Source organism: Psychrobacter sp. P11G3, assembly GCF_001435845.1.
In the GTDB taxonomy this organism is placed as follows: domain Bacteria; phylum Pseudomonadota; class Gammaproteobacteria; order Pseudomonadales; family Moraxellaceae; genus Psychrobacter.
In genome coordinates this window covers 2940177-2960826 of record NZ_CM003596.1, presented here as the reverse complement: position 1 = coordinate 2960826, position 20650 = coordinate 2940177, and the positions used below count along the sequence as shown (strand labels likewise).

Annotated in this window: 18 protein-coding genes; 11 read left to right on the top strand and 7 right to left on the bottom strand. The window is 43.5% G+C overall.

What is annotated here, in order from left to right; translation table 11 throughout:
* Positions 1-145: 145 nt before the first annotated feature.
* The gene (locus AK824_RS11970; protein WP_057761853.1) at positions 146-1642 is read left to right on the top strand and encodes an alanine/glycine:cation symporter family protein; all 1497 of its coding nucleotides are present in this window, start codon (positions 146-148) and stop codon (positions 1640-1642) included.
* Positions 1643-1778: 136 nt separating this feature from the next.
* Here AK824_RS11970 and AK824_RS11965 read toward each other — a convergent pair whose 3' ends face one another.
* Entirely contained in the window at positions 1779-3416 is a 1638-nt protein-coding gene (locus AK824_RS11965; protein WP_057762658.1) for an electron transfer flavoprotein-ubiquinone oxidoreductase, read from the bottom strand.
* A gap of 551 nt (positions 3417-3967) precedes the next feature.
* Between AK824_RS11965 and AK824_RS11960 the strand changes: the two genes are divergently transcribed.
* The 4 genes from AK824_RS11960 (at position 3968) to AK824_RS11945 (ending at position 7643) form a co-directional block, all read left to right on the top strand.
* A complete protein-coding gene (locus tag AK824_RS11960) occupies positions 3968-4759 on the top strand; it encodes a DUF1285 domain-containing protein (RefSeq protein ID WP_057761852.1) in 792 nt (263 codons plus the stop codon).
* Positions 4760-4970: 211 nt separating this feature from the next.
* Positions 4971-5960, top strand: a complete 990-nt coding sequence (murI, locus tag AK824_RS11955) for a glutamate racemase (protein ID WP_057761850.1) — start codon at positions 4971-4973, stop codon at positions 5958-5960.
* Between the two features lie 171 nt (positions 5961-6131).
* Entirely contained in the window at positions 6132-7139 is a 1008-nt protein-coding gene (locus tag AK824_RS11950) for a DUF4062 domain-containing protein (protein ID WP_057761847.1), read from the top strand.
* 204 nt (positions 7140-7343) lie between these two features.
* Entirely contained in the window at positions 7344-7643 is a 300-nt protein-coding gene (locus tag AK824_RS11945) for a hypothetical protein (protein WP_057761845.1), read from the top strand.
* A 117-nt stretch (positions 7644-7760) separates the two neighbouring features.
* Here AK824_RS11945 and AK824_RS11940 read toward each other — a convergent pair whose 3' ends face one another.
* From AK824_RS11940 to msrA, 4 genes are all read right to left on the bottom strand, one after another.
* Complete coding sequence (locus AK824_RS11940) at positions 7761-9221, bottom strand: lytic murein transglycosylase (protein ID WP_057761843.1); 1461 nt, start codon at positions 9219-9221, stop codon at positions 7761-7763.
* A 227-nt stretch (positions 9222-9448) separates the two neighbouring features.
* Positions 9449-10162: a DUF1499 domain-containing protein gene (locus AK824_RS11935; RefSeq protein ID WP_057761841.1), complete on the bottom strand. Its 714-nt coding sequence runs from the start codon at positions 10160-10162 to the stop codon at positions 9449-9451.
* A 50-nt stretch (positions 10163-10212) separates the two neighbouring features.
* On the bottom strand, positions 10213-10905 hold the full coding sequence (tmpT, locus tag AK824_RS11930) for a thiopurine S-methyltransferase (RefSeq protein ID WP_057761839.1): 693 nt from the start codon (positions 10903-10905) through the stop codon (positions 10213-10215).
* A gap of 185 nt (positions 10906-11090) precedes the next feature.
* Positions 11091-11612 (bottom strand): peptide-methionine (S)-S-oxide reductase MsrA, encoded by a 522-nt coding sequence (gene msrA / locus AK824_RS11925; RefSeq protein ID WP_057761837.1) that lies wholly within the window; start codon positions 11610-11612, stop codon positions 11091-11093.
* 259 nt (positions 11613-11871) lie between these two features.
* On the opposite strand from msrA, the gene cmoA reads away from it, so the two are divergent.
* Genes cmoA through AK824_RS11910 form a run of 3 tightly spaced genes read left to right on the top strand, consistent with a single transcriptional unit; the run spans position 11872 to position 14928 of the window.
* Positions 11872-12669: a carboxy-S-adenosyl-L-methionine synthase CmoA gene (gene cmoA / locus AK824_RS11920; protein ID WP_057761835.1), complete on the top strand. Its 798-nt coding sequence runs from the start codon at positions 11872-11874 to the stop codon at positions 12667-12669.
* 50 nt (positions 12670-12719) lie between these two features.
* Positions 12720-13766: a tRNA 5-methoxyuridine(34)/uridine 5-oxyacetic acid(34) synthase CmoB gene (cmoB, locus tag AK824_RS11915; RefSeq protein WP_057761833.1), complete on the top strand. Its 1047-nt coding sequence runs from the start codon at positions 12720-12722 to the stop codon at positions 13764-13766.
* 34 nt (positions 13767-13800) lie between these two features.
* Positions 13801-14928 (top strand): DUF1176 domain-containing protein, encoded by a 1128-nt coding sequence (locus AK824_RS11910; RefSeq protein WP_057761831.1) that lies wholly within the window; start codon positions 13801-13803, stop codon positions 14926-14928.
* 166 nt (positions 14929-15094) lie between these two features.
* On the opposite strand, the gene AK824_RS11905 is transcribed toward AK824_RS11910, so the two are convergent.
* Positions 15095-15313, bottom strand: a complete 219-nt coding sequence (locus AK824_RS11905; protein ID WP_057761830.1) for a DUF2788 domain-containing protein — start codon at positions 15311-15313, stop codon at positions 15095-15097.
* Between the two features lie 378 nt (positions 15314-15691).
* On the opposite strand from AK824_RS11905, the gene argS reads away from it, so the two are divergent.
* From argS to AK824_RS11890, 3 genes are all read left to right on the top strand, one after another.
* Positions 15692-17521 (top strand): arginine--tRNA ligase, encoded by a 1830-nt coding sequence (gene argS / locus AK824_RS11900; protein ID WP_057761828.1) that lies wholly within the window; start codon positions 15692-15694, stop codon positions 17519-17521.
* An 87-nt stretch (positions 17522-17608) separates the two neighbouring features.
* Positions 17609-18412, top strand: a complete 804-nt coding sequence (locus AK824_RS11895; protein WP_057761826.1) for an SPOR domain-containing protein — start codon at positions 17609-17611, stop codon at positions 18410-18412.
* 125 nt (positions 18413-18537) lie between these two features.
* Positions 18538-19632, top strand: coding sequence for a PTS sugar transporter subunit IIC (locus AK824_RS11890; protein ID WP_057761824.1), 1095 nt, complete (start codon positions 18538-18540; stop codon positions 19630-19632).
* A gap of 161 nt (positions 19633-19793) precedes the next feature.
* Here AK824_RS11890 and AK824_RS11885 read toward each other — a convergent pair whose 3' ends face one another.
* A complete protein-coding gene (locus tag AK824_RS11885; RefSeq protein WP_057762656.1) occupies positions 19794-20639 on the bottom strand; it encodes an SDR family NAD(P)-dependent oxidoreductase in 846 nt (281 codons plus the stop codon).
* Positions 20640-20650: the final 11 nt, after the last annotated feature.

Here is a 20650-nt window from a genome sequence, read left to right as displayed (position 1 = left end):
CGCATGTCGCTCAATATCTATATCATGCACGTGTCTTTTTGGTATCAGGTATTTTGCGCAGAAGCTTATATAGTCCATGGCTACCAAAACATGATATCGATATGAAATTTAAGTAACGCGTATAAAGAATGAATAAGGAGCCCATATGAACGAAGGGATAGTAGGTTGGTTTAATAACATCGTAAATTATGGTGTCGGTATTATCTGGGGTAACAATGACTGGCTGATTGCTAGCAACCCTTGGTATGGATTACTGATGTTCTTACTAATTGGTGCAGGTCTTTACTTTACCGTCGCGACACGTTTTATTCAGTTTCGTCACTTTGGTCATATGTGGAAGTTGCTACGCGTGTCCAACCAAGGACGCAAAGATGGTGGTATTAGCTCATTTGAAGCCTTGATGACGTCGCTGGCTGCGCGTGTTGGTACTGGTAACTTGGCAGGTGTGGCAATTGCCATCTATCTAGGTGGACCAGGTGCTGTATTCTGGATGTGGATGACGGCACTTGTTGGTATGTCGACCAGCTTTATCGAGTCAACCTTAGCACAGGCATATAAAGTACCGCATAATGATAATGTGTACCGCGGTGGCCCTGCTTATTACATCGAAAAAGGTCTAGGCAAACGCTGGCTCGCCGTGTTTTTCTCATTATGTTTGTTAGTGGCCTTTGGTTTGGCATTCAATGGCGTACAGTCCAATACCATCGCTCAAGCGACCAATGAAGCCTTTGGTGTGCCAACGTGGATGACAGGTTTGGTATTGGTAGTACTGGTAGCGCCAGTAGTATTCGGTGGTTTGCGCTCAGTAGCTCGTATCGCGGGTAAAATCGTACCAGTGATGGCTATCTTGTACATCTTGCTAGCGCTATTTATTATCGTGACTAACTTCAGTCAATTCCCAGCAGCGATCGCGTTGATTGTAAAATCAGCATTTGGCTTTGAGCAGGCGGCAGGCGGTGTCATCGGTTATGGTATTGCGCAGGCAATGATTAACGGTATTAAACGTGGCTTGTTTTCTAACGAAGCAGGTATGGGTTCAGCACCGAATGCTGCAGCAACGGCAAAGAGTCATCCTGATCATCCAGCAGTGCAAGGTTTTATGCAGATGCTAGGTGTATTTATGGATACCCTTATTATTTGTACCGCGACGGCGTCGATTATTATCTTGTCTGGTGTGGTCGACCCTAATGTCGAGCAAGAAGGTATTCAGTTAACCCAGCTAGCCTTATCACAGTATGTGGGTGACTTAGGTGTGGTGTTCGTGGCGATTGCGATTTTCTTCTTCTCATTTACGTCTATCATCGCCAACTATAGCTACGGTGAGTCAAATCTTGAATTTATCTCTGGTGCCAAAAATGCCAAAGTGATGATTATGGTTTTCCGCTTCCTAGTATTAGGTATGGTATTTATCGGCTCTGTTGCCAGTTTACCTGCTATATGGAACTTCGCTGACTTATCTATGGGTCTGATGGCCTTGGTCAACTTAGTGGCAATCTTGCTGTTGTCTCCTGTAGCGCTAAGAATACTACGTGACTATGAGCGTCAGGTAAAAGAGGGTAAAACAGGCGATCAAATTAAGTTTGATCCTGATAACTTTGTAAAACTCAGAGATGAAGCCAACCGTGATGCTTGGACAGACTAAGCAACATTGATTGGTAAAAATAGCTTGTTCTAAGCATTAAAAAACCGCCCGACTCTTATATAGAGAAGGGCGGTTTTTATTGGAGCACAGTTTTAATGATATTAACTGTATCAGCTCAAACCAGAATTATCCTGATTTACATGTTTGGATAGTTAGGACCACCGCCACCTTCTGGCGTTACCCAAGTGATGTTCTGTGAAGGGTCTTTGATATCACAGGTCTTACAATGCACGCAGTTCTGCGCATTAATAACAAACTTAGCACCTTCAGCGTCTTTAACCACTTCATATACACCGGCTGGGCAGTATAAACGTGCAGGCTCAGCATACAACGGTAAGTTGATTGAAATAGGTACCGTTGGATCAGTAAGTTTTAGATGCGTTGGCTGATCTTCTGCATGGTTGGTATTAGAGATAAATACCGACGACAATTTATCAAATACCAACTTACCATCAGGCTTAAGATAGGTAGGTTGATAAGCGTGGTTAGCACGCTCTAACTGATCGTAATCTGGGATATTGTCATGTAAAGTGAATGGCATTTTACCTTTTAACAAGTTGTGCTCGATAAAGGTGAAAGCGCCGCCCATGAACAGACCCATACGGTGAATTGCAGGTGAGAAGTTGCGCGACTCATAGTTATCTTGATACAACCATGACTCTTTATACATTGTGCTATAAGCAACCACTTCATCATGCTGACGGTCAGCTTGCAACGCCTCAAAGATCGCTTCGGCTGCGAGCATGCCTGACTTCATAGAAGTATGTGTGCCTTTGATCTTTGCTGGGTTTAAGAAACCAGCGTCATCACCTACCAACACACCACCGGGGAAAGTGAACTTCGGTAGTGAGTTTAGACCACCTTTGGTCAACGCACGAGCGCCGTAAGAAATGCGCTTACCGCCTTCTAAAACGTTTTTGATAACAGGGTGCGTTTTCAAGCGCTGCATTTCATCGAATGGAGACATGTAAGGGTTGTGGTAAGACAAATCTGCCACAAGACCAAAGCTTACTTGGTTGTTTTCATCAAAGTATAACCACCAGCCACCAGTAGAGCCAGTTTCAGTCAATGGCCAGCCAAGACCATGCATGACAACACCTTGCTCATGCTTTTCAGGCTCAACTTCCCATAGCTCTTTTAGACCGATACCATAATGCTGAGGATCAGAATCTTTATCTAGATCAAAACGGCTGATTAAGCGTTTGCCTAAATGCCCACGGCTACCTTCGGCAAAAATAGTGTATTTGGCAAGGAGCTCATAACCAGGCTCAAAGCTTGGCTTGGCTTCACCATTGGCTGCCACACCCATATCACCCGTTAATACACCTCTGACCGAACCGTCGTCGTTGTATAAGATGTCATCGGCAGGGAAGCCTGGGAACATCATGACTTCAAGCTCTTCTGCCTGTACGGCTAACCAACGAACGACATTACCTAGCGAGACAATATAGTTGCCATCGTTGTGCATCGGACCTGGAATCAAAGAGTCAGGCACTTTAGTTGAGCGTGTGGCAGAGTTCAAGTAATAGAAACGATCTTCTGTCGCTGGCACGTTAAGTGGTGCGCCTTTTTCTTTCCAGTCAGGGATTAGCTCATTTAGAGCGCGTGGCTCGATGACTGCACCAGACAACGTATGGGCACCAAACTCAGAGCCTTTTTCGACCACACAAACCATAAACTCATCATTACCAGCTTCAATAGCGAGCTGGCGCAAACGAATGGCAGCAGACAGACCTGCAGGTCCACCACCAACGATGATGACATCGAACTCCATTGATTCGCGTTCGACTTCAGGTTCCGCGGCAACTGGCGCTACGACTGGTTCTGCTTTATCTAGCGTTGCGGTCTCTGTCGCTACTGGTGCGTCAGCATTCACAGTATTACCATCGATAACTGGCGTTTGATTGTCTTGCTCTTGCATACCTACTCCTAAACTTTTAGTGGCTTATCTCAGGGCATCATTAGCTTAACAACTGAATAATAGACTTGCGGCGCTAACGTCACTCAGACATATGGCTGCCCGATAAAACTGTCTTTGCGGCATCAATTGACCTGTTATGATTAATACCAATTTATCTAAGGATATCAACGCATAACGTAAGATGTGTCATCAATACAACACCCACTTGACCATTTCAATAAAAAATCGTTACTCATTATAAAAGAAAAGTCCTACAAACACGATACGCATTTATGAGTATCGATGCTAAGGTAATGTTAAGAATATGAGGTTGTTATAACGATAAAGTCTCATCATACCTGAAACAAAAATTTATAGTAATAATAGATAAGCCAAACTTTGAATACTAAATAAAGGGATTTATAATGAATAACGATAATAATAGTGTTGAAGACAGTCATGAGGGAATAGCGGAAGCACCGACCAGTAAGACTTCTAGCCTAGATAGCTTAGATAATTTGGATGCACTAAGCCAGTATATTAAGTCTACGAAAGGCACTCGCGAAGGGCGTGCAATACCACCGCTTGAAAAATGGCATCCTGAAGATATTGCTGATATGGATTTGACTATCAAGGCAAACGGAGAGTGGTGGCATGAAGGCGGGCAAATGACCCGTGAGTCATTGGTCAGCTTGTTTGCTACAATACTATGGAAAGAAGAAAATAATGGTGATACTGAGTACTTTCTAAAAACCCCTGTACAGAAAATCCGTATCCAAGTAGAAGATGCGCCACTTCTTATCAATGATGTTGGTATTGTCCATGAAGATGATATGAGTTGGTTGGAGTTTACAACGACGACAGGGGATGTGGTTCGTTTAGACGATGAGCATTCGATCGTATTAAAGGCGTATAATTCTAATAAGAGCGATTCTAATGACAGCGATTTTAGTGCAAGCGACTCTAATAACAGTGATAAAGCGAATCAAGCAAATCAAGTGAGTACCGCTGACGATGTTGTAGATTCTCAGGAATTAGCGTCTACAGAGCAGGTACGCCCTTACATGATGGTTAGAAATGGATTGACTGCGCTTATTGGCCGCAATACTTTTTATCACCTGACTGAAATTGGAGCATTATCAGAAGAAAATGGCAAGACGATATTAAAGCTACAGAGTGGTGGCAAGTCTTATTCATTATCGATGCCTACTGATTAGGTATTATGTTTATCTCTTAATTGCTGTATGCCGATGAGTGCTATAATTTTATAATGGCGCTTGATTATCTATTGGGTTGAAAAATTATTATCGTATAAAGGTAGTCGATAGAGAGCCGATGTAGAGTAACGCCATACATGCAACATATATATAGCGCATTTAACTGGGTAATGAAATTGATGAATAATATGATAATGGCATTAGCATAAAGATGGATATCAAAAACCAGACAGTCGGAAAGCTCAGACCGTGTATTAATATATCTGTTGACCAGAGTCTCAAAGCTATTGATCTAATAGATGTCAATAAACATGTTGGTAATACAGTTGTAAGCGATAAAAACCGTAGCGCGCCCATTGGAGTGTTTGATTCTGGTGTTGGCGGTTTGTCTGTTTATTTGCATTTGGCACAGCAGCTGCCTACTGAGCGTTACGTATATTACGCCGATACGCTAAATGTACCTTATGGCAATCGTGATAGCGAAGATATTGAAGCACTAACACTAAAAGCCGTAGAGTGGTTACATCAGCAAGGCTGTAAGCTAATAGTTATTGCGTGTAACAGTGCTTCAGCATATGCGCTAGATACTGCCCGACGCTGCTATCCACATATACCTATTGTAGGTCTTGTCCCTGCATTAAAGCCTGCGGTACTAGCCAGTAAGAGTGCTCATGTAGCGGTGCTAGCAACCAAAGCAACTTTGAATGGCACCTTATTAGATGATGTTATCATCAATTTTGCTAAACCTAATAACACAGTAGTCACTAAGTATTTTGATCCGCAACTGGTACCTTGGGTAGAAGCAGGTATGTCAGAACAAGACGAGACAGCCCAAAGATTACGTCAACAGGTACGAGTATTTGCTAGTGAAGGTGTTGATCAGTTAGTGTTGGGATGTACACATTATCCGTTTTTTAAGACATTCTTGTTAGATGAGATTGCACAGCAGCAGTTATCAATACAAGTCATTGATTCTGGTCAAGCGATTGCTGAACGGGTTAGACAGCTATTGATTGCAAACAACTTGTCTGCATCATTGATGAGTGAAAAACAAGAAAATCTGTCACAAAAAACCAGTAAGAAAAATACCATTACTAGACCGCCATTAACTTTTCACGCCACTAAATATAGTGATAGACTATGCGCTTTAGTTGAGCGCTTACTCGGTACAGAAATGGCATTGCAATACTACTCTCACTAGTTATTATCAAAGCTAGTGATATCAATACGCTGTATGCAACGCTGACTCAGTTAAAATAAATTGAGTGCATCTTTTTAAGCTAAGAGTATGCTAGGCTGAGCAAGACAAGATTTTTGTGCTCTATCTCACACCCTATCCTTTTTATGTCACAACCTACGCTTAGAGGTAATTGTGCCGAATCGTCGCTATCATATTCATATTATATGCGCTGACAACGACCAGTTGTTGGTTCTAGACAGCTTAGCGATATTTTTTCAGGCACGCGCATTTCTGACCTATGATGTTTCTAGCAAGTTATCTAAAGCCTCTTTTTATGGCCGCCAGTGTATTGACTCTTGTGATTATGCAGTCATGATCGTTGGCGACAGCTACGGGACTGTGCAAAAAAACGGCGTCAGCCAGATGCATTTGAGTTATCTAAATGCCAAAGCGAAGCTTAAGCCGCTAATTGTGCTGGTCAAAAATCACTCTCCAGACGCTGTCGTCAGCCGACAACTTCAAGAGTTTATTAAGTTAGTCACCAAGCAAGATAACCAGCTACATTACTATGATACGGAAGAGGATATCGAGCCATTACTGGTACAGGCTCATTATAATGCCGTCGCCAATAATAAAATGGTAGGTGGCTGGGTCAGAGCGAATGATGAAGAGAATACGACTAGTAAAAAGGTCGTGTATGAGAAGCTAGTCGACATATTACCTAGTACTACCGAGGTAGAGAAAAACAGTTCTGATAACGAAGACTTTATAGCAGATAAGGTTAGTGAGCCAATTGAGTTAACAGAGTTTTTTGAGATTCAATATAGTGCTCAAGCTTATGAGGGCGGTAATCTAACGGACGTAACCAGATCGCTAACACTCTCGTGGCACGAGATACTTATGACCCTCATAAGAATACCGTCTACTTTTTCGAGCTATGGCTTGCAAAATGCCATCAATCGTTTGATTACCGCTAAAGCGGAAGTAGACATCAAAAAAGAGATGCCAAACGTTCATGCTGTCTCACGCTGCCAAATCTCTCAAGCTGATATTAATAATTTGCAACGTAAGCTAGTCGGTGCAAACTGGATACAATTGATGACTTATGGCACGCGGGTATCACAAGAGCTTTGGAAGCTGACCTTCTACGCAAAAAACCTACTGCAAAATCATACCTCAAATACGAATAAACAAGACTAGTAATTATTCGCTAGCGTGTTCAATAATAGCCATTTAAAACGTCCTCTTCGGCAGCTCGACTACGTTTTGTAATACAAAGCATACGTGCGATGCTTGTGAATCTTCCTCAGACCCGTAATAATAAAGTCAGTCAGTTAACAGTATTAACAACGTTGGCTGTTTGAGAATGAGAACTATAATATTAATAATTAGGGAGAGCGTACGATGAGCAATGCTAAAAATGACGAGTTAAAAAGAGAGATTGATGGTCTAGAAAAGTCCATGCATGATGCTGATCAGTTTCATACGTTAGAAGAGCAAGTAGCAGATATGAAACGCCGCGGTATAGATCCTAGCAAGGCCTACAAAGATTTAGACAGTAAAGCGGAAGATGAAGATTGGGGCGATGCGACTTGGAAAGAAAATGGTAAGTGGGAGCCAAAAACGGCTGCCGATCTAGATGACAAAGCTCGTGAAAATTGGAATGGTGACAATGGTCAGCCTAAGCCACCACCTATTGTCTAGATACGTATTTTAAGAAAATGAGATAATTTCTTCTAATAACTATCTATAAATCAGAAAGCCACGCTATCGTTAGCGTGGCTTTTTTGATGCATTTAAGTAGTATCACTTATCTTGCTACTATGAACCTTGGTCTATACGAACAAGTTTGATAGTGCCATCGGCATCAGTAACGCGGCGATAACGTGTATTGCCAGAATTTGACGAGCTCGCTGATGGCTGAGATGAGTAGCTACTAGGAGCAGTCGTTTGCTGCTGAATCAATTGTCCCATGCGATCGGCAGGTGCAGTGTTCAGAGGTTTGCTGTTTGCAGGTTGGCCGTATTGAGTTTGACTCGGCGCTGCATTACCAACGATGGCGCGATAGAACTTCTGGCCTGCGCGTCCGTCAGCTGGGAAAATACCGCGACTAGTCTGGTATTGCTGGATAGCAGTACGAGTATTGTCTCCGATGATGCCATCTACACCGCCGATATCATAACCGGCGTTTAACAACGCTTGCTGAATGTCTTTGGCCTGCTGACGGCTGATACCAGGATCGTCTGTCGGCCACGCAGTGATAAAGTCTGTTTTGCTGCTGTCTTCGCGAGTGATTAGATCTGATAAGTGTGCAATCGCTAGTGCGTAGTTTTCTGATGCGTTATAAGAGTAGAAAGTGTCGAAGTTTTTACCGACCAAGAAAGCAGGGCCTTCCATACCAGCGGGTAATAATAAGCCTGCACTGCTCAAGTCATATGGTAACGGACTGCCATTAGCCAACGTCAGACCTTGGTCACGCCAGTGGCTTATTGACTTTTTGTCTTTACGATTAGATGCGGCCCAAAATCCATCAGGTAGTTTGACTTCATAGCCCCAAGGCTCGCCAGTACGATAGCCGCGATTGTCCAAGAAGTTTGCCGTAGAAGCGAGTGCATCAGGTACGCTATTGACCAAATCACGGCGACCGTCACCATCGAAATCTACTGCCAATTCTAAAAAGGTGCTTGGCATAAACTGCGTCTGTCCAAAGGCACCTGCCCATGAGCCTGTCATATCGTTTGGTGCAATGTCACCGTTTTGCACGATTTTTAGCGCATTGGCGTACTCACCTTGGAAGTAGCTTTGACGACGATCGAAACAAGACAATGTCGCTAAAGACTCAAATAATGGTTTTTTACCTAGCGTTTGACCAAAGTTAGATTCTACGCCCCAGACACCGAGCACATGCTCAGCTTTTACGCCATAACGTGACTCGATTTGACGTAGTGTAGAGCCCCATTGACGTTTGGCTCGGATACCGTCCTCGACACGTTCTTTGTCTACCAATGCTGATAAGTAGTCCCAGACGTCTTTTTGAAACTCTGGTTGATAATTCAGTGACTGAATGACACTAGGATCAGGCTGGCTTGGGCGATAGTTATTAAAAGTATAGCTATCAACACCGCTAAATTTGCTAGAGTTTTTTAGATTGTCCAGACACTGCTGAAACTCACTATTGGATAAATCAGGTGCTGGCGGCTGCGCGGCTTGAGCAGTGGTAGCAAGGCTGATGCCGACAGCAACACTAAGCAGCGACAAAGTAGAAAAAGGAGTCAAACGCATGAAAATATCCTATAAACGTTAAAATAGTTATCGAAAGGCAAATAATGATATTAACGTAGAGTAACCAATCTAAACAGTAAAGAAAAGCTGTCGAAGTACCAAGGTTATAAATGGTTACGATAAATTGACGCTGCCGTGAGATTAGAAGAGGATTTCGTGGAGCTGAAGATGTAAAGTATCAGACAGTATTTCAACTCGAGGACTATTCCTTAGAAGGTAGAAACTGTTTATTTGGCTAGCACACTATCTAGTTCTTCTATAAAGCTATGAATCCGCGCCGCATTTTTGCCCAAATCGCTCTGTCCAACTCGTGACTTACTACGAATATCAACCAAGCGCTCGCTATCGTTGTCAATCACACGAATGATCACATCATCTTTGAAACCAAACCAAGCAGTCGTCTCTGTTGCTTCGATGATGCCTTTATCGGCGTCAATATTGACTAGCTCCCACCCTAAATTTTCTATGGTTTGTTTGGATGCTTCGATCAGTTCAGACTTCGATTGAGTATAGGTCAATGTCTGCAAATCAGGATAGGCTGTACGTTGTTGTTCAGCCACTTCTGCACCTGCGTACGCTACGGGATTCGGAGCACCTGCACGCAGTGGCGCAATCGCGACAAACTCAGGCGGATTCACCAAATCGGTAGAAATATCGTGAATAGGTGGTACATTTTTGGCCGTATTCATCATGCCAAGCGGGACAGCGATTGCCGCGACAGCAAGTATGGCTGAGGCTAGTGCGCTCCCAATACTGGCTGTATTGCGTTTAAACAATAGCTGTATAGCCAACAATACCAGTGCTGCGATACCAGCAAACAACCCAAATTTAAACCCTGCAAACGCAGTGCTTAATTCTACAGCGCCAAACTTATACAATGGGCCTGCTAGAGCAACTAGCAGAATAGCAATTACACTCATTAGACCGACTATCATTTTCATTCAATTTCTCCATTGCCATTTAGCAGCTTGTTAAAGGTTATATGAGTTTTTTATTTACTGCTCAATAGCCAAACCTGTTCTGTTACGGTGATATCAGGTGCAGAACCTATAGAAGAAGGCACGCTTGCTAGCTGATAGATTTGGTAGTGAGCGCTATAATACTGCTCTAATTGTTCGTTATTAATAGAGAAGGGTGGTCCATTCTTTTTACGCTGATCGTAATTTAGCGTGAGTAAAAGCTGCGGTGTTATTTCATTGTTAGCACCATCAACTTTACTGGTATCGCTACTAAGTTTCCGCACTTGCTCACTATATCTCACACGCATATCGTCTGGTAGGGCGATTAATGCCGCTTTATCATATACTGCATCAATAGAGCCAATATCTTTAGCGGTCAGTGCAAAAATATCAGCGACCCATAAAGTGATGGTCTGTCCTGACAACTGACCTTGATAGTATTTCATCGTTGGATTGTCTGCCTGTTGATAGACGGTAGGTTCGATGTTTTGCTCAGTAAAAAAATCTTGTACGGCTGTTTCGACTAACTCAACGCCCGCCACATCATAGCCTTGCGTCGCTAGCCAAACCATATCGATAGATTTGCCACAAAGCGGAACGAAGACACGGCTACTAGCAGGTAGATTTAGGCGGTTAAAGTGCTCAATTAGCAAGGGATTGACCGTAGATTGATTGAATCCAATGCGACCTTCTTGCCAACGTTTTTGCCAAAACTCAGAGTTCATGCTGTGGTCCTCTATCTGTAAGTTTTTATATATAGATCTAGCTTTAATAATATTGATTGGTTATGTCAAATGTATAAATAGTAAAAAGCCAAACACCTATAGTATAAGTGTTTGGCTGGTATCTAACATTAGGCTAAGAAATTTTTTGAATAAATAATGTCTTATTCAATTTAGCTAGCCATCATTTAACTAACCATATATTTGCTAAATTCTTTACGCAGTTTGGCAAGCTTTGGTGGAATTGCAAAGTTGCAATAAGCTTGTCCTGGATTTCTGTTGAAGAAATCTTGATGTGAGTCTTCTGCTTGATAGAATTCAACGGCAGGATGTACTTCCGTCACCACATTGACACCCATATCGCGTAACTTATTGATGGTACGGTCAACGGTCGGTTTTTGACTGTCTTCGGTGTAAAAGACCACGCTACGATACTGACTACCAACATCATTGCCTTGACGATCCATCGTGGTGGGATCATGCGTGGCAAAGAAGACATCGAGGATTACTTCTAACGGGACAATAGACTCATCAAATTCGACTTTGATAACTTCGACATGGCCAGTCGTACCACTACAGACAGCTTCATAATTGGCAGAGACAGCATCGCCGCCCATGTAGCCTGAGACGACAGATTGCACACCTTTTACCGATAAAAATACAGACTCGGTGCACCAAAAGCAGCCACCGCCTAATACGATCGTTTGCATAATTTTTTCCTATTATTATAAATATGGGTTAAGCGCTATATTTGGTAGTGATGCTCTCGTTTTTCAATGCTTCTTTCAAACGTCTCATTACCCTTGGCACTATTTATTCAGCTTAGCAGGCAAGCCAAAGGCGATAAGTAACAAACAGTAATGTTATAATGGGCTTTTGCTATCTTGCTTCTTTATCAACTGATAATGACAAGCGAACTACCAAGCAAAATTCACCAAGTAATTCTTAATTTCAGTTCTATTCTAAAAAATGAGTCGTCCCATGAGCCAATCCCAGCCTGCTATCAAACATGACACCCTATTTGATAAACCGTTTACTACGCCACTGGATAAGGCCGCACGCTTTTCATTTGACGAGCAAGTGGTGGCTTGTTTCCCTGACATGATTCGTCGCAGTGTACCTGGTTATGGGCAGGTACTGGCTATGCTACCCATATTTGCCCGTCGTCATTGCAAGTATCGTCAGCAGAGCGATAGTGGTCAGCGTGTTAGTCGTGTTTATGACTTGGGCTGTTCATTGGGCGCAGCCAGTATGACGCTAGCTGGTGAATTCGATCCACAAGACTTGCAGATTAAAGCAATTGATATATCACCAGCGATGACGACCGAGGCGACCACGCTACTGAGTGAGAATTATCCTGAGCACGATATCGAAGTAATCACAGCAGATATCCGCGATATTGAGCTTGAGCCGTGCGATATGGTGATTTTGAACTTGACGCTACAGTTTTTGCCAGCTGCCGATAGGGTCGCAGTATTAGAGAAGATTTATGTGGCATTGAGCGAAGGCGGCATATTGGTACTGACTGAAAAAACTCATGCGTTTGATGAGCAGTATGATGCGTGGTTGGTTGAGCGTTATTATGATTTTAAACGTGCCAATGGCTACACTGAAATGGAAATCAGTGGCAAGCGTAATGCATTAGAAAATGTTCTTATTACTGATACCTTAGATGAGCATCATGCACGGTTAGATCAAGTTGGGTTTGCGCGTCATCTGACGTGGTTTCAGTTTTTGAACTTTGTTTCTATTGTGGCGTTTAAATAATCCTTACCTTTAACACAGTTATTTCTTAATCAATACGGTAACCTGCTTTTATGCTCAACGACACTATCATTAACGCCGAACGCGAATTATATCTAACCCTACTAGAGCTGGCACAGCAGCAGCCGAGCGCTTATGAATGGCTCAAACAATTACCAACGTGGCTAGGTGATATAAAAGACAAAGCCAACTATGCGCACGCGCCTGCCTACCAAGCGTCAGTCGCTCGTTTGCCAAACTTAGCTGTCAATAACGTCGACCTAAACAGCGATACATTGACGATTGAGGCAGATCTAAATGAGTCTCAGCGCAAACAAACAACGGCGTTATTAAAGCAGTTGATGCCGTGGCGTAAAGGGCCATTTCAGATTGGCGGTCAAATCGGCGATGATGAGTCAGGTATTAAGATTGATACCGAGTGGCATAGTGATTGGAAATGGAAACGCGTTGCGCCGCATTTAAGTAGATTGGACGGTCGCCGCGTATTGGATGTGGGCGGTGGCTCTGGCTATCACGGCTGGCGCATGGCAGGGGCTGGCGCGGATACCGTTATTATCATTGATCCATCATGCTTGTTTTATCATCAATTTATGGCGATTCGTCACTTTGTTGGTGCTGCAGACGCTAGTGATACAGGTAGCTATCGGACGCATTATATTCCTGTACCGCTTGAAGCGTTACCTGAACACAGTCAGCTGTTCGATACTGTATTTAGCATGGGAGTGCTGTACCATCGCCAGTCACCGTTTGAGCATTTACAACAGCTTAAAGGACAGTTAGTCAAAGGTGGTGAGCTGGTACTTGAGACGCTAGTGATTGAAGGTGATGCCAATACTGTACTGGTGCCGCATGACCGTTATGCTCAGATGAATAACGTCTACTTCTTGCCATCGGTGGCGGCATTAATTGGCTGGTTAGAGAAAGCAGGGTTTTCAGATGTGCGCTGCGTTGATGTAGCAGTCACCTCGACTGAGGAACAAAGACAAACCGAGTGGATGACCTATCATTCGTTAGCAGATTTTTTAGATCCTAATGACTCGACTAAGACCGTCGAAGGATATCCTGCCCCCATGCGTGCGACTTTGATTGCCAAAAAATAGCATTGATGGTGGTAGCTAACATAAGGAAAGCACTATGAAGACATTGAAGACTTTTATTGTAGCTACCATCAGCTTGCTATCGCTACCTGCTATGGCAGGTTATGGAACTGTATCCGAAGGCTGGGGCTTTGTACAAGACGACTGGCAAGTGGTTTGTGATAATACGCGCACTTGTCGAGCAGTTGGTTACGCTAGTGAAGCACTCATAGATGAGCCTGCCTCAATATTGCTCACAGCATTGCCAAAAGTAGCTCTGCCAAAAGCGCAAATTCAGTTTATCTCAGAAGTGCCGCTAGATGATCTTAAGCCTGCTGAGCTTTGGCTGAACAATAAAAAATATGGGTTGCTGCAACCCCATAAAGAAGACAGTCTACTATACGACTTATCAGCCAAGCAGGCTCAAGCACTGCTTGATCATGCTCGTATAGCGACCAAGATAGAGATTAGAGTGGGCGACAACCACTGGCAGATCAGCGATAAAGGAATGTCAGCCGTATTGCTCAAACTAGAAGATGAGCAAGGTCGAGTAGGGACGCCGATAGCATTGGTCAGTAAGAATAATCCAAATCGTCAACATCCTAAAGCAGCTTTGCCAAAACCAATCATTCAAAAAGCATTTGCATATTCAGCAAAAGACAACAAAACACTTGCTCCATCAAAGCTGGCGTATTTTCAGAAAAATATTGATAAGTGGATTGATATTAATGCCGAGCAGCTTATAGGGTCTAAGGACGTGATGGGCGACTGTGAGCTAATCAACCCAAAAACTGAAACATATCAGCGAATGTCAGAGTATGGTTCTACGATGCTTGGTTGGGACTTTATACCAGTTGATGACAGTTATACGTTAGCCGCGCATACTTGCTGGCTAGGCGCTTACAATTTTAGTAATGGCTATTGGCTCATTGATAATGCAAAACCTAGCAAGCCTATGCTTATCACGACAGCAGGGAATGATTATTTCGATGGTGAGATTTCGGCCACTCATAAAGATCGAGGCATTGGTGACTGCTGGAATAGTGCGACATGGACGTGGAATGGTAAAACGTTCGTTAAGAGCGCAGAGGCGAGCACAGGATTGTGTCGCGGTTTTGCTGGTGGGGCATGGGATCTACCCACCTATGTGAGTCAGGTCATAAAAAACGATGCTAAGGCTCAGTAGCTTTTTCGATTTAAAAAGGCATTGATCTAAGGGGCTTTTATTCAAAAGCCTTGATTTAAATGACTGACACCTTATAAAGCGCAGCAGTCACAAGTCATATATTGCATTTTTAGTTTTGCTACTCATGTCCTAAGCGATATCAAAAGATAGTGATAAAAATGGCCAATTAGATTAACCATTTTTTGAACGCGACTTCCATGACTATCTTAAGGATAAAACCAACAGAACCTGCGCCTAAGGCTAAGAATATCCAAAAAGTACCAGCGCGCCCAGCATCAGACTTTTTAGAGATATCCCACATAATAAAAAACAAGAAAGCGATGAATATCGGCAACAAGACGTACAGTCCCCAACTGGTGACAGTACTGGCGGCAATAGCAAACATGGCGTAATCCTATAATAGAGTAGTAACGCGTCTTCTATATTTTAGAAGAGCCGTACAAACCATCATTATAACGTGGAAGCAGTCAGGTATAAACGACTGCCCAGTATTGAGCAACAGTAACGCTACAATTCATGTTATGAGTTATTTATCAGTTTTGCATCATTGATATTAGTCAGTCTAAATCCTGATAACGGTAAGATTTTAGTGCTAATTTTGGCGCAAATGGTGCAATAAAGCGCAAAGATTGTTATATTTACAGGTTACTTATCTTTTTACATTATTCTATCCCTGCAATGTCGGTCGCTATTATAATAAGCAGTTATCGATTGCTCGCATTCGCACCGTTTTTGTTGTTTATTTAATTGAGTTCAAATTCCTATGTCACAAGCCCAAATTGATACGCTTGCATCCCTATTTAATGATGCAATTCAAAACCTACAAGCAGATGGTACGCTACCAAGCGATTGGCAAAACAACAGTCAAATTACCCGTACAAAAGATTTAAGCCACGGTGATTTTGCCAGTAATATCGCGCTAACAGCAGCGAAAGCGGCCAAGGCCAATCCGCGTCAACTTGCTGAAAAAATCGTCAGCGCATTGCCTGACAATCAAGATATTCGCCAAGTAGAAATCGCAGGACCAGGGTTTATTAACGTATTCTTAAACTCGGAAGCTAAATTTTCTGTATTGGATGATATCTTTACATTGCAAGATCGCTTTGGCTTGAGCCATCAGTTCGACGGTCAAAAAGTCCAAGTTGAGTTCGTCTCTGCCAATCCAACGTCGAGTCTGCATGTCGGTCACGGTCGCGGTGCTGCATTTGGCATGAGCGTCGCTAACTTGCTAGAAGCTATTGGCTATGACGTCACGCGTGAATATTATGTCAATGACGCTGGTCGTCAAATGGACATCTTAGCCACTAGTACATATTTGCGCTATCTACAGCTAAATGGTGAAGAGATAACTTTCCCAGTTAATGCCTATCAAGGTGATTATGTTAGTGATATTGCCCAGACGCTAAAAACACAACATGGCGATAGCTATGTACATAGTTTTGTAGACGTTGCCAAAGATGTGCCAGAAGATGCTCAGTTTGAGATTAATGCTGACGGCGAAAAGACCGTTATCTCAGGTGATAAAGAAGCACATATTGATGGCTTGATTGCCAATAGCAAATCATTGCTAGGTGATAGCTATGCGTTATTTTTAAACGCGGCATTGAGCAGTATTTTGGCGGATATTAAAGATGACTTAAATGACTTTGGTGTGAGCTATGAGTGCTGGTTTAGCGAAAGATCTATCGATAGCGAGATTGAGCCTGTCCTACAGATACTAGATGACAAAGGCTACCTATACGAAAAAGACGGCAACATCTGGTTTAAATCGACTGATTTCGGTGATGAGAAAGACCGTGTTGTACGCCGTGCCAATGGTCAATCAACGTATTTTGCTTCTGACATCGCTTATCATAAAAACAAGTTTGATCGCGGCTTTGATAAAGTCATTAACGTTTGGGGCGCAGACCACCATGGTTATGTCCCACGCGTAAAAGCCGCTCTACTAGCCCTTGGTATCGATGCCGAACGCCTTGACGTGGTGCTTGTACAGTTTGTCGCGTTATGGCGCGGTAGTGAAAAGGTACAAATGTCATCGCGTTCTGGTCAGTTTGTGACCTTGCGTGAGCTACGTGCAGAAGTCGGTAACGATGCTGCACGATTCTACTATGTAGCGCGTAAGCCTGAAGTGCATGTTGATTTTGACTTAGAACTTGCCAAATCACAAAGCAAAGATAATCAAGTGTATTATATCCAGTATGCTCATGCGCGCGTTTGCCGTGTGTTAGAAAAACTGGCAACTTACGATTTGACCGTAGATGATGCCATTGGTTTGGCACATCAAGACTTGCTAAGTGCGCCAAATGAAGACGAGCTGATTAAATTGTTAGCAGGATATCCAGCGACGTTACTTCGCGCAGCGACTGGTTACGAGCCACATGTCTTGACCAACTACCTAAAAGAGCTAGCGGCATTGTTCCATGGTTGGTATGACACCAATCGTATCTTGCCTATGAGCTTGACTTCAGGTGAAACGCCAAGTCAGGTTGAGCTAGACTTAATGCAAGCGCGTTTACGTCTGTCAAAAGCCGTTAGACAGGTATTGGCAAATGGACTTAGCCTGCTAGGCTTGTCTGCACCGTCTAGCATGTAGTGCTTTTCTAATATGTGACATGAGTATAGACAGCTAATAGCATTAATTTGATGATGATAGTTAAATCCAGTAGGGAGAACGAGATCCATGCTAGCCAAAAAACCTAAAGGCGCAACAGAAAAGCGCAAATCAAGTAGCGTATCAGGCTTATTGTGGATGTTTGTTGGGGCCGTATTGACCCTTATGATCGGGGTGTTTATCTACCTCTCACCACTATTCAATTTCAGTCCCGCTGATGGTAGTGCTGAGAACGATTCTGATCGCCAAGTACAGCCACGTGTGGATACTGATACCGATAATGGCGATTATGAGTTCTACGATATTTTACCTAATCAAGAGATGGCAACCATCCCTGATGAAGATATCGCTGACATTGATAATGATCAAATAGGTGATATCGGTGCGTTTGAACCAGACGTCGTCGTGACTCAACCAGAGAGCGATGCAGGCAGTACAGAAACGGGCAGCTTCGGTGGTTCGGGAAATGCGACTGTCGAACCTGCTGGTGCTAATAATGCTGGGTCGAGTGAGGATATCGTTGTCGTTGAAGAAGATGCAACCTATGATGGTACGCCGCCTGCTACTAGCAACGCTACAACCCGCAATAACAATGCAGCAGCAAGTACGGCAAGCATCCAAGCTGCCAAACCTGCGGCGACCTACATCTTGCAGATCAATAGCTTTAGTGATGCAGATGAAGCGGATCGTCGCCGTGCGCAAGTACTGATGGCGGGTGTCGATGCTCGTGTGGTCAAAAACACGACGGGTAATGGCTTGCCAATTTATCAAGTCATCTCGCGTCCACTGAATAACCGTCAAGCAGTAACGACAGCACAGCAGCGCCTACAAAACAATGGTATAGACTCTATTATCGTTGAGCAGCGTCGCTAGGTTCAGTCGTTTACAGTTATTGTATTTATTAAAAAAGCGTCGTAATGACGCTTTTTTTATCTCTTTATTTTATCAAAATCTTTCTAGCTGTTTTATCCTATTAAACGTCCATTAAGAGTATGGTTATGACCGTATCTAACTCAGTAACACCGCAAGCAGGCATTATTAAAGCGTTCTTTCAAAAATACTTTATCGATGCTTTTACTGGTATGGCTCTCGGGCTATTTGTCACGTTGATCGCAGGTCTGATTATTTCGCAAATCGGTGGTTGGTTAGATTTGCCAGCATTAGTCGCGGTCGGAAAGCTTGCCTCGATATTGATGGGTGCTGGCATCGGTGTAGGTATCGCTTATTATCTCAAAGCGCCAACGCTAGTGATGCTTAGCTGTCTCGTAGCAGGTATGCTTGGTGCTCATTCTGAAGCACTAATGGCAGGAACGCTCTTTACGCCGCAAGTGGGTGGGCCCGCAACTTTTGTAGCATTACCAGGTAATCCAATCGGTGCTTATCTGACCTCTGTGTTTGCTTATCGTGCTGGCACTTGGGTCGCTGGGAAGACGAAGCTTGATATTTTATTGGTGCCCTTAGTGGTGTGCGGCGTCGCACTATTAGTCTGTGCGCTGCTCAACCCGCCTATCGTAGCAGGGGTCGCAGCTATCGGTCAGGGTATTCATGCTGCTACTGAATTACAACCACTGCTAATGGGTATCGTCATCGCTGTAGTAGTTGGCATTTTACTGACTCTGCCAACGTCAAGTGCAGCTATTTGTATTGCTATTGGGCTTGGTGGCTTGGCGGGCGGGGCAGCAGTAGTAGGCTGTGCCGCGCATATGATTGGTTTTGCTGTTGCAAGTTTTAAGGACAATGGCTTTAGTGGTGTCATCTCTCAGGGCTTGGGTACTAGTATGTTGCAAATCCCTAATGTGCTCAAAAAACCTATCGTTCTGCTACCTGCTGTCATTGCTAGTGCTATCGTTGGGCCTATCGCAACCGTTGGTTTTGGATTAGCTTGTACCGCGACAGGCGCGGGTATGGGTACCGCTGGTTTGGTCGGTGTGTTTGGGGTGATTGAGGCATCACAGGAGATTATGAGCACTGGTCAGCTGTGGACAGCGATTATCTTATTGATGTTTGTATTGCCTGCGGTGATTGCAGGGTTGGTGGCTTATATCATGCGCCGTATGGGTTGGTTGGTCGCTGGTGATATGAAGCTGCCTTAATGCTTGGAAGTATTGAGTTAAAATATCATCACCAGTCTCAAAATTCAGTCTTATCCTTCATCAATAATGGCAACTTTCAAAAAGCCCAGCTACGACTATAGCTGGGCTTTTTATATATAAATTCATCAATTTCTCATTATAGAGGGAATGTTGATAACATACTATTTAACGGTCTTCAGCTTCTTATGACGACGTGGTTTTAGTTTGCGGGACAGTTGATGGAAGTCGTTCAGCACTTGGCTATAATGTGAAGGAAATACACGTTGGATGGCATCAATCATCTTGGCATCGTTACCAATCAGGCAGCGCTGTTCGTTGGTCGCTGCTGCCTGTAGGATAATCCAAGCTGCTTCATTGGCATCGAACTTTAGAAACTTATTAAAACTTCTGATGGCTTTGGGCCCAGTGCTCATGCCAATATCATGGATGCTCTCATTACCGCGCGCGCTGTTGGCAATATTGGTTTTGATACCACCTGGATGGATACAAGTCGCTGATACCCCGCAGTTCTGAATGTTTAGCTCTTGGCGTAAGCTCTCTGTGAAGCCGCGTACGGCAAATTTGCTAGAGTTGTAGGCTGACTGTGATGGCTGAGCGGTCAAACCAAACAGACTTGAGATATTGATAATATGTCCATGCTCGCCAAATTGGCTTTGTTTAACGCTGTTTTTGATTAACGGTAAAAACGCCTTAGTACCGTAAACCACACCCCAAAAATTAATGTTCATTACCCATTCAAGCTCACTAATACTACTGCCTTCGACGGTAGAGTAGAGTGCGACACCTGCATTATTAAAGATAAAGTTTACTTTGCCATGATCGCTCATAACACTATCAGCCCATACTTCCACCGCTGTATTATCTGATACATCGAGTACGGTCATAGTGACATTGATATCATAATTGGTAAGTAACTGTTTGGTCGCTGCCAGCTGTTCGGGATTAATGTCCGATAGTGCAACATGACAGCCCATTTTTGCTAAATGAATGGCCAGCTCACGCCCCATACCAGAGCCTG

Coding starts and splice junctions, on each gene's coding strand:
- AK824_RS11970 (WP_057761853.1), top strand. CDS start 146: ATGAACGAAGGGATAGTAGGTTGGTTTAATAACATCGTAAATTATGGT.
- AK824_RS11965 (WP_057762658.1), bottom strand. CDS start 3,416: ATGGAGTTCGATGTCATCATCGTTGGTGGTGGACCTGCAGGTCTGTCT.
- AK824_RS11960 (WP_057761852.1), top strand. CDS start 3,968: ATGAATAACGATAATAATAGTGTTGAAGACAGTCATGAGGGAATAGCG.
- murI (WP_057761850.1), top strand. CDS start 4,971: ATGGATATCAAAAACCAGACAGTCGGAAAGCTCAGACCGTGTATTAAT.
- AK824_RS11945 (WP_057761845.1), top strand. CDS start 7,344: ATGAGCAATGCTAAAAATGACGAGTTAAAAAGAGAGATTGATGGTCTA.
- AK824_RS11940 (WP_057761843.1), bottom strand. CDS start 9,221: ATGCGTTTGACTCCTTTTTCTACTTTGTCGCTGCTTAGTGTTGCTGTC.
- AK824_RS11935 (WP_057761841.1), bottom strand. CDS start 10,162: ATGAAAATGATAGTCGGTCTAATGAGTGTAATTGCTATTCTGCTAGTT.
- tmpT (WP_057761839.1), bottom strand. CDS start 10,905: ATGAACTCTGAGTTTTGGCAAAAACGTTGGCAAGAAGGTCGCATTGGA.
- msrA (WP_057761837.1), bottom strand. CDS start 11,612: ATGCAAACGATCGTATTAGGCGGTGGCTGCTTTTGGTGCACCGAGTCT.
- cmoA (WP_057761835.1), top strand. CDS start 11,872: ATGAGTCGTCCCATGAGCCAATCCCAGCCTGCTATCAAACATGACACC.
- cmoB (WP_057761833.1), top strand. CDS start 12,720: ATGCTCAACGACACTATCATTAACGCCGAACGCGAATTATATCTAACC.
- AK824_RS11910 (WP_057761831.1), top strand. CDS start 13,801: ATGAAGACATTGAAGACTTTTATTGTAGCTACCATCAGCTTGCTATCG.
- AK824_RS11905 (WP_057761830.1), bottom strand. CDS start 15,313: ATGTTTGCTATTGCCGCCAGTACTGTCACCAGTTGGGGACTGTACGTC.
- argS (WP_057761828.1), top strand. CDS start 15,692: ATGTCACAAGCCCAAATTGATACGCTTGCATCCCTATTTAATGATGCA.
- AK824_RS11895 (WP_057761826.1), top strand. CDS start 17,609: ATGCTAGCCAAAAAACCTAAAGGCGCAACAGAAAAGCGCAAATCAAGT.
- AK824_RS11890 (WP_057761824.1), top strand. CDS start 18,538: ATGACCGTATCTAACTCAGTAACACCGCAAGCAGGCATTATTAAAGCG.
- AK824_RS11885 (WP_057762656.1), bottom strand. CDS start 20,639: ATGGGGCGTGAGCTGGCCATTCATTTAGCAAAAATGGGCTGTCATGTT.